Source organism: Polaribacter sp. 20A6, assembly GCF_011378915.1.
Taxonomy (GTDB): Bacteria; Bacteroidota; Bacteroidia; order Flavobacteriales; family Flavobacteriaceae; genus Polaribacter; species Polaribacter sejongensis.
The window spans coordinates 1-15,569 of record NZ_WTPZ01000011.1 but is presented as its reverse complement, the minus strand read 5'-3'; the positions used below and the strand labels follow the sequence as shown (position 1 = coordinate 15,569).

Genomic DNA, 15,569 nt, shown 5'->3' with positions numbered 1-15,569 from the left:
TCTTCTTTTCTTACTTTTTCCTTGGCTTTTTATATACATCTGCTCCATCTGTTAACCATTCTAAAGAAAAGCTTACAAACGGATTTTTAGTATATCCATCTTGTTCAAAAAACAATCCGATATCTCCATTTTCTAGCACTGTTAAAGAAGAATATGCAGAAGAACCTTCGTAAATTGTTTTTCCTTCTGTCCAAGTTTTACCTTCATCATAACTAACTCTAACCGCCATATTTACACGTCCTTTTTCTGATTTTGCATTCGAAAAAAGTAAACGATTCTTTTTATAACCATCTTCTATAGAGGTATAACGGATAATACTTGCATTACAACCTGGATCTATTAATTCTGGAACTGCTTTAGTTTCCCAAGTTTTACCTTCATCTGTTGATGTATGTACATAACGAATTCCTTTACCATTTACACGAGCATTAATCATTAAGGTGCCATCTGCAAGTTCTATTATTTTAGATTCATCTGCAGGCTGAATTGGTGAATCTATAAAATACCAAGTTTTACCGTGATCATCACTACCAAAAACATGTAAGCCACTATTTAAATTAACCATAGTGTGTAATAATTTTCCTGAACGGGTTTGAATACCTCTACCAGAAGTAATAAATTTAAAATCTTTATGCCACTCACTTTTGGCTATTTGAGACGTAATATCTACTGGTTTACTCCATGTTTTACCATTATCTGCACTTTTTACAACATGTAAATAATAAATATCCTTTTCTGTATCTAAATTCATATAGTTGTAAAAAAGAAAAATTTCTTTAGTAACCGCATCTACAATCATAGAAGGATCTGACGCTGATTTACCGTAAGGAAAATCTACCACAGTTTCTATAGCCGACCAAGTTTTACCATTGTCTGCACTTCTTCTAATTATAATGTTAATGTCTTTACTCCATTTTAAATCTCCACAGTTAGGTACACGCTCATCTATTGACGCTATTAAATCTCCATTTGGAGCAGTCACAATAGAAGGAATTCTGTAGCAATTAACATCCTCATCCATAGAAGAGTTAAATAAATCTTGAAACACCAAAGCCTCTTTAGACTTTTTTTCTGACTTCGTTTTGTCTTGCACTGCACAACTAAAGCAGCATATCGAAATTAATAGTACAATTACTTTTTTCATCTTATAAAATTTACATTATTTATTCATACATATTTTTAGCATCGGCATGGTGCAGTTCTTCAAAAAACGCTGCAACTTTATCAACAACTACTTCTAAAAACATTTTCACTCTTAATCTATTTTATTTATTTTCTATGTTCTCAAAAGCTTTCCAGCATTGAAACATTGCTCTAGGAACATGAAAACAACCTTTCCACTTACCTCCTTTTAAATCTAACAATACTTCACCTTGTCTATTTAAATAACCAAACCATTCACCATTTTCTGGATCAGAAAAATGTGACCAAGTATATTTATGAACTTTCTCATACCAATCTTTTAATTCTTCTCTTCCTGTTTGTTCATAAGCTTTAGACAAAGCCACCAAAGCCTCTAAGTGTACCCACCATAATTTTTGATCCCACTCTAATTGTTGTGGTGGTTTTCCATGGGCATCCATAAAGTATAAAATCCCTCCGTGTTTTTGATCCCAACTATAGTCTAAAATTTTTAAAATGGTATCTGCTGCCTTTTCAATCAATTTAGTATCATTTCTTCTAACACCAATATCAATCATAAACCACATAGCTTCAATACCATGTCCTGGATTTAAGAGGCGACCATTATAACTATCTTCATGCGATCCATCTGGTTTCACAAATTCATAAATAAGTCCAGATTTTTTATCTAAAAAAACCTTCATTACTTCATGGACACTAAAATCTATCGTTTTTTCTACTTCTTCTTTATCTAAAATGCCTTCTAACTCTAACACCAAATTAGATAAAATCATAGGTAATGCAAAGCTTTTTAAAGGACGTGCATTCGTAGATTTTTCGTAAATACCTTTCGGATTGTCTTTCTTTTTTAAAATATTAAGATAGGTTTGTTTTGCTAGCTTCTTAATTTCTTCATCACCCGAAGCTATGGCATATTGGCTAAATGCCATAGCAGCAAAACAATCTGAAAATATATTATAAGGCTGAACAAGAGGTTGTCCCTCCTTAGTAGTAGAAAAGTAAAAGTTACCTTCCTTATCCATACCATGTTTTATAATAAAATCGATACCATGTTTTGCTATTTTTAGCCAATTTTCATTTCTATCAACATTATTATACAACATAGAGAACGTCCAAGCTTGTCTACCCTGAAGCCACATAAACTTATCTGTATCATACATTTTACCGTTTCTGTCTAAACAAGTAAAATAACCACCATCTTTTGTGTCTATAGCGTTTTTTTCCCAAAAAGGAATAATATCACTTAATAGTGTACTTTTATATAAATCTTTATATAACATATTGTATTTTTTATTATATTTAGGAAAAATTACGTGTTATGTATAACATAATACAAACTTAATGAAATAAATTATATAAATTACCGTTGTAATAAATTAAATAGCAATAATGAAAAATAAAATAAGCATTTCCCCTTTAACGAATCTTAGCTTAGTCGATAAAGTAGAAATTCGTATTACAGAATATATAAAAGAGAACAAACTTTCGGTGGGTGACACAATACCGAAAGAAATGGAATTTGCAGAAGCTTTAGGTGTTAGTAGAACAGTTATTAGAGAAGCTTTATCTAGGCTGCGAACTATAGGTATTATTGATTCTAAAAAACATAAAGGAATGGTGTTATCTCAACCAGACTTTATACATAATTTTGAAAAAGTAATTGACACTCACTTACTAGGGGACGAAACTTTAAAGGATATTTTTGAGCTTCGCTTGATATTAGAAATGGGTATGATAGATCTATTGTTTGCAAGAAAGACAGAGAAAGATTTAGTTGAGCTAGAGGAAATTGTTAGCAAAATGGAAAACGAGGAATCTGGAGCGACTCTTTTTAGCTTAGAAAATGAAGTTGCCTTTCACGGAAAATTATATGAAATGTCTGGTAACAAAACATTACAAAGGTTTCAGAATTTATTATTACCTGTATTTCAATATGTACATACTAACAAACTACCAGACGCAGAGACTTACATGTATACTAAGAAGTTTATAACGCATAGAGAACTTTTAAATTTCTTGAAAGAAGATAATAAAAAAGCATTTAGAAAAGGAATGAGTCAGCATTTAGAACCACATTTTGATAGAATTTTAAACAACTCTACAACTTAACTTTTACAATAACCTTTTTAACTATTAAAGAGCTATTTAAACTGATTTCTGGTAAATGAATATCATCTGGAAAAAAAATAGCGAACATTCCTTTTTGTAATGTTTGTAAATTAAATGGCTCTTTATACAAAGCATAGTCATCTAAGACGTCATAAACTTTATGCGGTTCTTGATCAAATAGCGTAGTATATCCTATCCCCTCACTACCCTCTGCCATAAAATGAATATCAATATATTTAAGATGCCCTTCTAACAAGTTATGATCTATAGGTTTTGTCTCATATTCTTTTACTAGTGCATAAACAGATTTATCTTTAATTTCATATTTACCAATAGGTATTTTGGCAAAGTTGGTGTTTTTTAAATAATTTAAGGCTCTATCAATTCCTTTATGCATGCCTCTATATAAATTGGCATTTTCTATTTTATCAACAATCATTATATATCTACAGTTAAAAAAAAACCAAGCAAAATGTATATTTTAACTTGGTTTTTACCCTATTATTATTTACTTAAATGATCTAACAACCCAATGTTGTCTAATTCTGTTTTAATTTCTAAATAGACTTCATCTGGCAATGTAGTATGCGGAAATCTACTTGGTCCACAATCTACACCTAAGTATTTCATAAACCCTTTTGCCACACCATTAAAGCCTCCATAACCATCTAAAATCTCAACAAACCTAATTGCTTTTGTTTGCAATTTAGCGGCCTCAACCATTTTACCTGCTTCAAACAGTTCCTTTATTTTGTAATATAAAGGTGCTAGATGATTATATGTACTTCCTACCCAACCATCTGCCCCTAATGGCAAACTAGCAAGAAGTATTTCATCAAAACCAAACAAAATATTAAACTTCCCGTTTTCAAAATTCTTACAATGCAAATAATCTATTAAATTATTATTAGTAAATTTAATTCCTTCTAGTGTTGGTATTTCTTTAGAAGCTACTTTTAAAAATTCTAACATATTTAAATCAGCACCGCTTAAAACAGGAATATGATAATAATAAAACTGAAGGTTTGGAGCAGCTGCTGCAACTTCTTTACAATATTTCACCAATTTTTCAATAGTATTTAGTTTAAAGTAATAAGGAGCCAATACTGCAATGGCATCTACTTTATCTGATGCATAAGCTGCCAATTCTTTAGACACCTTTAAACTAGGTGAGCCTACATGATCTATTAAATATAAATTAGAAGTTTTGTTCTTAGACCATGCTAAAGTAATTTCTTTACGCTCTTCTATTGATAGAGAAACAAAGTCTCCTGTAGAACCATTCATAAAAACCCCAGCAATATTGTTTCTTATTAAAAAACTGCTATAATCTTTAATAACACTTGTGTTTAAAGAGCCATCTTTACGCATGGGTGCATACGTAGCTGCTACTAAATTTTTTATCTTCATTTTTATTTTTTTTAATGACGTTAATTTTGAAGTTAAAAAAAGAGCGTTAAGATGTTCACCAAAACACTCTTTTAAAACTAATTCAAATAATAATCTTTACTCTAATTTGTATACCCAGAAGTTTGTTCTAAGAATGGGTTTCTACCTATCATATCAAGAGTAATAGGCAACACTAATTTATACTCTTCTCCTGGTGATAAAAAAGGCACATTATCTATAGTATAACTATCTCCAGCTCTCCTTAAATCCCACCATCTTTTTCCTTCTCCTATAAACTCTTTATTACGTTCTTGTAAAATAGCGTTTACATTATCTACAATTGATCCATTTACATACGCATGCGTTGCCGCTACATAATTTGTACCATAGGCTCTTTTACGAATTTGATTAATTTCTCCTGAAGGATCTTCTCCCAATAAGTTTTTAGCTTCCGCTAATAGTAAAAGAACATCTGCATATCTATATACAGGTAAATCGTTTTCAAAAATTCTACCACCAGTACCATCTTCAGCTCCTAAAAACTTAGCAAAAACAGCTCCAAAATAATTACTAGCATCGTAGTTTTGGTAACCAGCACCTCCATTATCATTTGAATATAGATAAATAAAATTGGCCGCTTTACGAGCATCATCATTGTCATCTAATAACAATAATGTTTTTTCTGATGGTCCATATCTGTTTGCTCCTCCAATTATAAAGTCTTGCATAGAAGCACCACTATCATTAAAAGTTGGTGAAATCTCTGTAGCTCTTCCTGTAAAGCTATTGTAATAGTTTGTTGCTTCATTTTCTTTATATTGTACTGAGAAAATAAATTCATTATTACCTTCGTTGTCTGTACCCCATAAATTATCATAACTACTTGCCAAACTGATACCTGTTGCTGCTATTTGTTGTAATGCTGTTTTAGCCTCGTTAAAGTCTGCAGCACCACCACCCATTAAATTTCCAGACCAAATAAAAACATCACCTTTTAAAGCCAAAGTAGCCGCTTTAGACCAATACACTTTACTACCTGTCCAGAAACTATTATCTGAACCGAAAGATGTTAAGGAAGCCGCTAAGTCTGATTTTATTAAAGCCATCACTTCACTTTTTGGTGATCTTGCCCTACTTAATCCCTCTGGATTTACATCTGTTAAGGGTTCTAGTACAATTGGCACATCACCCCATGTTTTTAATAATGTATAGTAATAGAAAGCCCTTAATCCATAAGCCTGCCCCATTAAATGTTTTTTCTCTACTTCATTAGTAAAAGTAACATTTGGTACATTTACAATAAAATCATTAAGCTTATGCAGGTTAGAATAAAACCCTGCCCACCCACCAAATGGTGCGGTAGTAGCCGTAAAATTAGACTCTATAAGCGAAGTATTAGAAGCAGACTCAAATGTATCTCCTCCCCAAATATCACTTCTTATTTCACCTAGTAACCAAAATGTATAATTACTAGACCTATACGTACCATACAAACCTGTGTGTGCAGCTTTGGCTCCTTCTTCAGTATCCCAAAAACCTGCAGCAGTCAATTCACTAGGACTTGTTATTTCTAATTCGCTTTCGCATGCACTTAATGCAAAAACTGCAAATAATATATATATATATTTTTTCATTGTATAAAATTTTAAAATAATATGTTAACTCCTATAGTAATTGTTCTTGGCATTGGAAATTCACCATATTGCACACCACCTACCTCTGGAGAATCTCCACTATAGCTTTTAAAATAATGTAAATTAGATCCTGTAGCATAAATACTTAGATTACTTATAGCATCATTAAAGTATTTTGTTGGTACATTGTACTTAAAAGTTACCTCTCTTAAAGCTAAGTAATCTCCTTTTTCCCAAAACCTAGAAGAACTTCCATCTCCTCTAAAAATATTTTTTTGAGCATCTACAAATATAAAACGTGGCAAATCTGTATCTGTGTTAGTCGGTGACCAAGAATTTAGTACCTCTATAGGTTGATTTAAATTTCCTTGTGTCTGTGCTAAACCTTTTACTCTAATATGGTTGTTAACTAAATGACCTGTAGCAAAATCTGTTTTAATATATAAGTTAAAGTTTTTATATGTTAAACTAGAGGTTAAACCTCCAATAAAATCTGGAGTAGATCTTCCTAAAACTTTTCTATCTAAACTATTAATTACATTATCATCATTTTGATCTACCCAAGCTACATCACCAGGAAAACGTTTTGTAGGATCACGTAACAGTTCATCTGATCTAGTTGCATGAGCATCTACAGCTGCTTGATCTGCATATATATAATCTTGCTCATAGGTAACAATAAGATCATTACCGACACGCTGTCCTTCTTGTAAACCACCTACCCATTCATTTTGACCAGTTGCAGGATTGTAAATTTCCGTACCACCTTGTCTGTTTAATTCATTATCATTTTCTGGCAACTTAATTACATAGTTTTTATTACTTGTTAAAGTAGCACCTACATTCCAAGTTAAATCATCATTTCTAATTACATCAGCATTCATTTCTAATTCGAAACCTTTATTTCTAATGGTTCCATTATTAGTAAGTATCCCTCCAAAACCAGTATAGTAAGGCAATGTTAAATACGCTAATTTATCTTTTACATCTCTAGAGTACACATCTGTTATAAAGTTAAGTCTGTTATTAAAGAATGATACATCTAACCCAACATTAAAAGTTGTAGATCGCTCCCATACAAGATCTAAAGTTGGTAAACCTGTGTTTGCATATCCTGTTTGCCCATTATAAGTTCCTTGTGATCCATAAGAACCAAAAACGCCAAAATTAGACAAGACTTCTAAGTTACCATTAGATCCGTAACTAAATCTAGGTTTTAATTTAGACACATATTTGCCTATAACAGAATTCTGAATAAACTCTTCATTATGCGCATTCCAACCTAGAGAAACACTCGGGAAAAAGTCAAATTTTTCATTTCCTAATCTAGATGAACCATCTCGCCTAAAAGTTGCAGAAACTAAATATTTGCTATCAAAATCATATAACAATCTTCCAAATGTAGAAACCAATGCAAACTCTGTTTCAAAACTAGTAGCACCAGTTGGTTCTGCTCCTGCATTAAGTGTAGGAATTAAATCTGTAGGAGACCCTTTAGTGCTTGCGTAAGAACTAAAGTTGTTATCTTTATAATATTCACCTCCTAAAAGCACATTAAAGTTATGATCACCAAACTTTTTAGTATAAGATAATGTACCTGTTAATTGGTTTCTTAATGTTCTTCCCAAACTTGTAGATGCATTACGCGTTGTGTTAAGTGGGCTTGACGTACTACCTTGTCTGTATGCTTTATTAAAACTTTGGTTATGGTTATTAATAGTAAAATGACTTGCCTGTGCAGATGCAGATAAATTTTCTAAAATTTCCCAATCAACACCAACAGAAGCCGTTAATCGTTGTTCTAAGTTTTCTCTCACAAATTTATCTTGATAATATAATGGATTACCAAAACCTGCATTTGTACCTGGACTTAAAACAGTAGACATCGTTCCGTCTGGGTTGGTATCATAGGTTCTAGAGGTTGGTGCTTGACCTGCATACCTTCTAAACACAGTATCATCACCTCCTAAGGGACTTGTATTTAAATTAGAGTGTGCATATAAAACATTAGAATTCACTTTAAGTTTATCTGATATATTGTATGAACCGCTAAACTTTGCAGAATATCTTTTAAAACCAGAACCTAAAATTAAACCGTCATTATCTAAAAGGCCTAAACCTAAATAATATGTTCCGTCTTTATTACCTCCGTCAAATGATAAGTAATGATCTTTAATTGTACTGTCTTGATAAATATTATCACTTACGTCATTATCTAAAAACAAAATTTGTTTACTAGGATCTAAAGGATCTACTACTGTTTTCCATCCAGGTTGATCTAATAAATATCTATTAGAATCTGATAAAAACTGTGTAGTAAAAGCTGAATCTGTAGTATTATTACCTGTAGAGAAAGCTGTACTACCATTATTTAAAAACCCAGAATCGAAATTACTATTACCTGTAACTTCTGTATAGTTTGCAACAGCTTGTCTGTTATATGTTATAAAGTCGGCAGCTCCAATAAACTCTTGGTCATCCCTTCTTTCATTCATACTAAACTTATACTTATAATTAATAGAAGATCTCCCCTCTTTTCCGGTTTTGGTTGTTACCAAAATAACACCGTTTGCAGATCTTGCTCCATAAATAGCAGTTGCAGCAGCATCTTTTAACACCTCAATAGATTCAATATCATCCGAGTTTAAAGCATAAAATGATCCTGGAACTCCATCAATCAAGATTAAAGGAGAACCTCCACCATCAAAAGTAGTACCTCCACGTAAAACGATTGAAGGCGTAGAACCAGGTTGCCCTGTATTGTTTGTAACTCTTAAACCTGCAATTGTACCTTGTAAAGCTGTTGCAGCATTAGATCTAGATGATGTTTCTAAAACCTGTGTATCTAACTTAGAAATTGAAGTTGTTAAAGTAGCTCTGGTTTGTTTACCATACCCAGTAATAACAATTTCTTCTAACAAAGCAGCATCTTGGCTAAGAGACACATTAATTACGGTTTCCGAAGCCACTTTAACTTCGTTTGAAGCAAAACCTATATAGCTAAATACAAGGATATCTCCTGTTTTTGCACTAATAGAATATTTCCCATCAAAGTCTGAAGTAGTCCCAGTACTTGTTCCTTTTACAATAATTGAAGCCCCTGGTAATGGAAAATCATCTCCAGAAGTAATTACTGTACCTGTAATTGTTTTTTGCTGACCAAAACCTAGAGTCGGCAGGCATAAAAACAAAATCAATATCATGCATATAATATTGGAGTCTTTTTTTTTCATGTGATTAATTTATTTAGTTTATATGTATTATGTATAACATAACACAATATTATAACAAAATATTAACTTATCAAAAAGTTTTTTTTAAAACATTACATTTTGAATAAAAAAAGGATCTTATTAAAATAAAAATTATTAAATAATTAATGTTTACAGAAAATTATATTATAATTGAAAGTTTTATAAGAATCAATTCTGGAAAAGAGATAAAAACAAGAGTAGTTGATTTCGCTAATTTTATAAAATCAAGAGAACTACCTTAACTCTTAAATATCTAAACAACAACGTTATAAAGTCTTACAAGAAAATGAAAAAACTTTAGACAATTAATTTTAGAGATTTTACACTATAATTACTAAATTAATAACAAGAAACTTACTTTAAAACCAGTGACAAGAGGTGAAATAATAAAACTATCAAATAAAAATTTATAATTTATAAGAAAAAGTAGAATTAAAAACACGAGTTTCTTTTATTAACATTAGAGAGGATTATCTCATGTTATTTTTAATGATATAAGTTATATTTATAGTACATAAATTTATGAATACTATCCAATTTGCTGTATGGTCGAAATAAAATATCCTTTTAAATTAATAACAGAACAATATAAATATTTTAATTTTATAGGTACTTATATAAAAATCAAAAAATCACATTACAATCCTACTTACAGTTACACTTAAAACTCCACAACTTTATCCAATGCATCATCAATATCTTGTTGCATAAAATTAGACTGATATAAAATAGTAGTTGTAATTGAAGAATGACGATATAACTTTTGAAGCATTTGAATTGTAATTTTATCACCAGAAATATTACCAAAACTATGACGAGCAATATGCATCGTTAGTTTTTTATCAATACCAGCCTTTTCCGCTACCATTTTCAAGCGTCTATTAAAGTTTCTTGTAGCAGTCTTTATTCTAGTTTTTAAATACCTGTCATCATCTAAATCAACACCTTCCAATTCTTTAAAAAGATAAACTGTTTCCTCATTTTTCTCTAACTGACTAAGAATACCTTTTACTTTATTTGGAATTTTTAAAGAAACAAGTTTTTTATTTTTCCCCATTCTATAATGCAATCTATTATCTAAGAAATCTTTCCACTTCAATAATAAAACATCACTAACTCTAATTCCGGCAAAATAAAAACTAAGTAACCAAGCATTTAAAGCATATTTCTGTGCTTTAGTAATATCTTTTATATTTTCTAAAATTCTAATTTCTTCAATAGTTAAACCAATCTTAACTGATTCCGGAAATTTTATTTGATACTTCCCTTTACCAAAAGGATAACTTACATTTTTAATTGAAAAATCAGAGATGGCCAAATTCAAAATCGTTCTAATTGTAATCATATAATTTGCAATCGTTCTTTTAGCTAATTTCCTTTTAGTAAATAAATGATTTTCAAATTCCTTCATCAACCGTACATCAAACTCTCCTAAGTTAAATGTATCTTTTTTAATAAATTTTTTAAAAACTTGAAGGCGCTGTTTTTCGATATCTACTTGATGGAATTGTTTTCTATTTTTTAATTGATTCAAATAATAATTTGATATTAAGAAAAAGTCTTCGTTTTTTTTATTTAAAACTTTACTTTTTATGGCAGTTACCGACTGATAGTTGACTTCCATCTCAGCATCAATTAATTTTTTATTGGCCTCAGACTTTTTATTTAAAATAAGTTGATTGATATATAAAAAATCAGGGTGAGACTTTTTAACAACACTATTTTTATTATCCCAGTCAATTTGTTTTATATATTGACCGATATAAATAAAAGTAGCTTTTCTGTCTTTTATAATCCTAAGTGCAATAGGATATAATTTTTGAGAATTTGCTTTTTTCCTTAAAACTGCTTTAATTGAAGACACCTTTTTAAAATTTATTATCTAAAGATACAAAATTCAGGTACAACATAGGTACAACATTTGATGGTATTATATGGAATTATTCGATATCAAGCAAAATTAAAATACACTTAACAAATTGACAGTCAATAAATTTAGTTTGTTTTAGTATATACATTTTAGAATTCATAACCCTGAGGTCACGGGTTCAAATCCCGTTCTCGCTACAAGTACAAATCACTTACAAGACAACAGTTTAGTTCACGCTAAACTGTTTTTTTATGCATAACATTCAAGAATTCCTTACCTTTAACTCTAAAATTGAACACGATTTAGAACACGATTTGGAACACAAAAGACAATTCTCTCTTCCTAAAATATATTCTGCAAAAGAAAATCTATCAAAACGCTGGTATGTTTATTTTTCTTTTAGAGATCCTGCAACTGGAAAACTCAAAAGAATGCAAAATATTTATGGAAAAGCAAATTTTTCACAAAAAAAAAAGAAGAACGTTTACAAATTCTAACTTCCTATAGAAAAAGGGAAATTGATCCTAGTGCTTTTTTAATTAAAAACATCACTAAAAACGAATATCTGACCTCGTATCGGAAAAATTTCTTCTTGAAACAATATTTAAATCAGAGACTTCTTCAAAGCTTCTAACTCCACTCCTAACCCATTAAACATTTGAATAATACTACTCAATTTTAATTCGTGTTCTTCATATTCTTGTGTATTAATACTGCAGGTAAATTTCCATAATTCTAAAATTTCAGAAACAGGCACTTCATAAGGTTGATAAGAAGGATTATCTGGTTTCAATAAAAAAGATTGCCTTTCTTCTACTCTATTCTCTAACCTTTTATATGTCATTCCATCGTCTTTTGTAACTACAATATAAGAGAGTCCACTTTTAGCTTCTTTTATATCTTCTACAAATTCTGCCACTACATAAGAACCGTCTTTCATGGGCAACATAGAATTTCCTTTTATCGGAAAAGCTCTGTGTTTTCCTGTTGGTAAAAAAGGTAATTTTATTTTTTGCAATTGCTCAATATATTCAGGATCGTCATACCCTAACAAATAACCTGCAGATGCTTTTGCCGAAACCACCTCAATCAAATTTTCATTTTCAGCATCAATACTTATCGGAAACAATACTCTTTTATTTCCAACTTCAATAAAAGAAACATCTTTTGCTTTTGTCAAATCATTTCTTACAATAATATCTATTGGCAGCTTAAAGTAATTAGAAAAATCTATCAAAAAATCGATGCTAGGCGACGACCTACCCTCTTCATAAGAACTTATTCTTGATCTTGTTACCGACAATTCTTCCGCCAGAGACTCTTGCGTTAACCCTTTTAAACCTCTTAAATGTTTGATGTTTTTTGATAAATTACACATAAAGCTACAATATTAAACACCAAATGTATGGATTTATAGCCAACTTTACATCGTGAAAAAAAATATTTTACATCTCGATTTATTCAAAATTACGTCAGTGGATTATTAAAGAAAGTAGATTGCCTATTTCCTTCGGAATGTCGCAAAACAAAATTGTTTCTAAAATTGCCACTAGAGAAGCAAAAACTAAATAATCAATTATAGATTGAAGCAGGTTTTAAAAAAGATATTTTAGCACCTTTATCAATTAAAAAAAAGTCTTCTGTAGGCAATAAAACCTATCAAATTCTTAGAAACCTTGGTGTTGATAAAATAAAAATGATTAAAGAAATGCCTTTAGAAATGAGGATTAGCATTTGGGTTAAAAACAGATGATAATAGTAATTGTTTTGATGCTGTCCATTTTACAAATGTGATACACAATAAATGCAACAGGTATTTATGTTTGTTATGATAAAATTACCAATCGTTTTGTTTTATGTAGCATGAATATAATTCAGTCTAAAAAATAAATATTACTGGTGATCCAAAATGTTGAATTAGATATAATTCCCCAAATAATTGATTATTTATATAATTTTCATTAAATTTAAGTGCTTTATGAAAAAAATACCTACAATTTTATTAGAACAAAAGACTTATAAAAACGAGTCTCAATTACTCGTTAAATTCAAATATAACAATTCTTTAATCAATTTGATGAGAAAAATCCCTGATGCTACTTGGAGTTATTCTTTAAAATCTTGGTATGTAAAAGACACTACAAAAAATTTAGCTTTAATTTTAAATACTTTTAAAAACATAACCACCGTAGATTCTAGCAAACTACCTAAAAAGAAAAATTTTAAACGAAATTTAACCGAAGATCAGAAAAAACTTCTAAATAATTTCTACTTATACTTAAAAGGTAAAAGATATAGTGATAGCACTATACAAACCTACACGTTCTTTGTTGCAGATTTTGTTAATTTTCACAAAAAAACTCCCCTAGAAGAATTAACAAATAGAGATGTTGAACACTTTATTGAAAAGGTGTTTATAGAACGTAAATATTCTATTAGTTCACAAAGACAGTTTATAAGTGCTTTAAAGATTTTTATAAACTTTTACCCACAGACAAAAATTAATGACCTAGTATTAGAGAGACCAAAAAAATCAAGAAAATTACCTAATGTTTTGTCACAGGAAGAAGTTTTAGAGATTATTAGGTGTACGCAGAACTTAAAACATAGAGCATGTATAGCTTTAATTTATTCTTGCGGTTTACGAATAAGTGAATTGATTAATTTGAAGTTGTCTAATTTTCATATTGAGAGAAAGCAATTAATAATAGAAAATGCTAAAGGAAGAAAAGATAGGTATGTAAGTTTAGCCGATAGTTTTTTACCTTTGTTATCTAATTATTACCATTCTTATAAACCAAAGATATACTTTGTTGAAGGACAAAATGGAGGGAAATATAGTCCAGAAAGTGTTCGTCAGTTTTTAAGAAAGAGCTGTTCAAGAGCAAAAATTAAAAAACCTGTTACACCACATACTTTAAGACATAGTTATGCTACCCATTTATTAGAAAATGGTGTAGACATAAGGTATATTCAATCGTTATTAGGGCACTCTAGGCCTGAAACAACAATGATCTACACTCATGTACAACGTAAAGATTTAATGAAGATTCAGAATCCGTTGGATATCGCCTTACAAAAAATAAAGCATGAAGATAAAGACAAGTCAAATGTTTTATTATCCCGTAATATTTAACCAAAAAACAATATATTTGTTTACATATAACCGGTTGGGCGTAAGTTAAAAGTAAACTCAGATAAGCTATAAAAATTCGTTATTTTAAAGACAAATTAACCAAAAAAAAAGTGAAATATTGAATTTTAAGTCAATTTAGAAAAACTGAAAAATTTAGAGTTTCAAGAAAACGAAAAACTGAACGCAGCCAAACTTTGTGAAAACTAAAATTTCAAGATTTAAGACAATTTAGAAAAAAGTTGAAAAATCTAGAGTTTTAAGAAAACAAAAAATTGAACGTTGCCAAACTTTGAGAGAACAAAAATTTAGAAATTTAAGACAATTTAGAAAAAACTGAAAAATTTAGAGCTTTAAAAAACGAAAAATTGAACGCAGCCAAACTTTGAGAGAACAAAAATTTAGAAGTTTAAGACAATTTAGAAAAAACTGAAAAATTTAGAGCTTTAAAAAACGAAAAATTGAACGCAGCCAAACTTTGAGAGAACAAAAATTTAGAAGTTTAAGACAATTTAGAAAAAACTGAAAAATTTAGAGCTTTAAAAAACGAAAAATTGAACGCAGCCAAACTTTGAGAGAACAAAAATTTAGAAGTTTAAGACAATTTAGAAAAAACTGAAAAATTTAGAGTTTTAAGAAAACGAAAAACTGAACGCAGCCAAACTTTGTGAGAACTAAAATTTCAAGGTTTAAGACAATTTAGAAAAAGTTGAAAAATTTAGAGTTTTAAGAAAACGAAAAATGTTCTGAATGTAAATTAAAATAATTAGGAATTTAATTTAGAAAAATCGATAAATAAAATAACCTACGCCCAACACCGTGTATAAAAAATTGCTTATTTTTATCCTAACTAAAAGTAGTTGCTTTTTTGTGAACATCAATTTTCCTGCGGAAAATAGCCGTTCACTTTAAACGCAACTTTCCATAACACAACAACGTTAGGTGTAAGTAAAAACTGAAAACTTGAAGATTAAGATAATTTAGGAAAACTAGATAAAACTGAAATATCAAGATTATTAAAATCAAACTCTTCCGAA

11 protein-coding genes and 1 pseudogene are annotated in these 15,569 nt (G+C 29.9%); 4 read left to right on the top strand and 8 right to left on the bottom strand.

The genetic code is table 11. From position 1 onward, the window contains the following. Positions 1 to 10 precede the first annotated feature (10 nt). Positions 11 to 1,144 carry an exo-alpha-sialidase gene (locus GQS57_RS17245; protein WP_165734199.1) on the bottom strand — a complete coding sequence of 378 codons (1,134 nt, stop codon included), beginning with the start codon at positions 1,142 to 1,144 and terminating at the stop codon, positions 11 to 13. Between the two features lie 121 nt (positions 1,145 to 1,265). Next, a complete protein-coding gene (locus GQS57_RS17240; RefSeq protein ID WP_165734197.1) occupies positions 1,266 to 2,423 on the bottom strand; it encodes an AGE family epimerase/isomerase in 1,158 nt (385 codons plus the stop codon). A gap of 109 nt (positions 2,424 to 2,532) precedes the next feature. Between GQS57_RS17240 and GQS57_RS17235 the strand changes: the two genes are divergently transcribed. Then, positions 2,533 to 3,252 carry a FadR/GntR family transcriptional regulator gene (locus GQS57_RS17235; RefSeq protein WP_165734195.1) on the top strand — a complete coding sequence of 240 codons (720 nt, stop codon included), beginning with the start codon at positions 2,533 to 2,535 and terminating at the stop codon, positions 3,250 to 3,252. Here GQS57_RS17235 and GQS57_RS17230 read toward each other — a convergent pair. The 5 genes from GQS57_RS17230 to GQS57_RS19040 all read right to left on the bottom strand — a co-directional run bounded on the left by GQS57_RS17230 (position 3,242) and on the right by GQS57_RS19040 (position 11,393). Next, positions 3,242 to 3,691 carry a YhcH/YjgK/YiaL family protein gene (locus tag GQS57_RS17230; RefSeq protein WP_165734193.1) on the bottom strand — a complete coding sequence of 150 codons (450 nt, stop codon included), beginning with the start codon at positions 3,689 to 3,691 and terminating at the stop codon, positions 3,242 to 3,244. The genes GQS57_RS17235 and GQS57_RS17230 overlap by 11 nt on opposite strands. Before the next feature lie 65 nt (positions 3,692 to 3,756). After that, positions 3,757 to 4,662 (bottom strand): dihydrodipicolinate synthase family protein, encoded by a 906-nt coding sequence (locus GQS57_RS17225; RefSeq protein WP_165734191.1) that lies wholly within the window; start codon positions 4,660 to 4,662, stop codon positions 3,757 to 3,759. Positions 4,663 to 4,763: 101 nt separating this feature from the next. Further along, on the bottom strand, positions 4,764 to 6,275 hold the full coding sequence (locus tag GQS57_RS17220) for a RagB/SusD family nutrient uptake outer membrane protein (RefSeq protein ID WP_165734189.1): 1,512 nt from the start codon (positions 6,273 to 6,275) through the stop codon (positions 4,764 to 4,766). A gap of 11 nt (positions 6,276 to 6,286) precedes the next feature. Then, on the bottom strand, positions 6,287 to 9,508 hold the full coding sequence (locus GQS57_RS17215) for a TonB-dependent receptor (protein WP_240915517.1): 3,222 nt from the start codon (positions 9,506 to 9,508) through the stop codon (positions 6,287 to 6,289). A 682-nt stretch (positions 9,509 to 10,190) separates the two neighbouring features. Beyond that, positions 10,191 to 11,393, bottom strand: coding sequence for a site-specific integrase (locus GQS57_RS19040; RefSeq protein ID WP_165734187.1), 1,203 nt, complete (start codon positions 11,391 to 11,393; stop codon positions 10,191 to 10,193). Positions 11,394 to 11,650: 257 nt separating this feature from the next. On the opposite strand from GQS57_RS19040, the gene GQS57_RS17205 reads away from it, so the two are divergent. Beyond that, positions 11,651 to 11,896, top strand: coding sequence for a hypothetical protein (locus tag GQS57_RS17205; protein WP_165734185.1), 246 nt, complete (start codon positions 11,651 to 11,653; stop codon positions 11,894 to 11,896). 107 nt (positions 11,897 to 12,003) lie between these two features. On the opposite strand, the gene GQS57_RS17200 is transcribed toward GQS57_RS17205, so the two are convergent. Next, a complete protein-coding gene (locus tag GQS57_RS17200; protein ID WP_165734183.1) occupies positions 12,004 to 12,777 on the bottom strand; it encodes a LexA family transcriptional regulator in 774 nt (257 codons plus the stop codon). A gap of 80 nt (positions 12,778 to 12,857) precedes the next feature. On the opposite strand from GQS57_RS17200, the pseudogene GQS57_RS19030 reads away from it, so the two are divergent. Next, positions 12,858 to 13,134, top strand: a pseudogene (locus GQS57_RS19030) (DNA polymerase IV); the annotation flags it as partial. Positions 13,135 to 13,377: 243 nt separating this feature from the next. Beyond that, positions 13,378 to 14,535 carry a site-specific integrase gene (locus GQS57_RS17190; protein ID WP_165734181.1) on the top strand — a complete coding sequence of 386 codons (1,158 nt, stop codon included), beginning with the start codon at positions 13,378 to 13,380 and terminating at the stop codon, positions 14,533 to 14,535. Positions 14,536 to 15,569 lie beyond the last annotated feature (1,034 nt).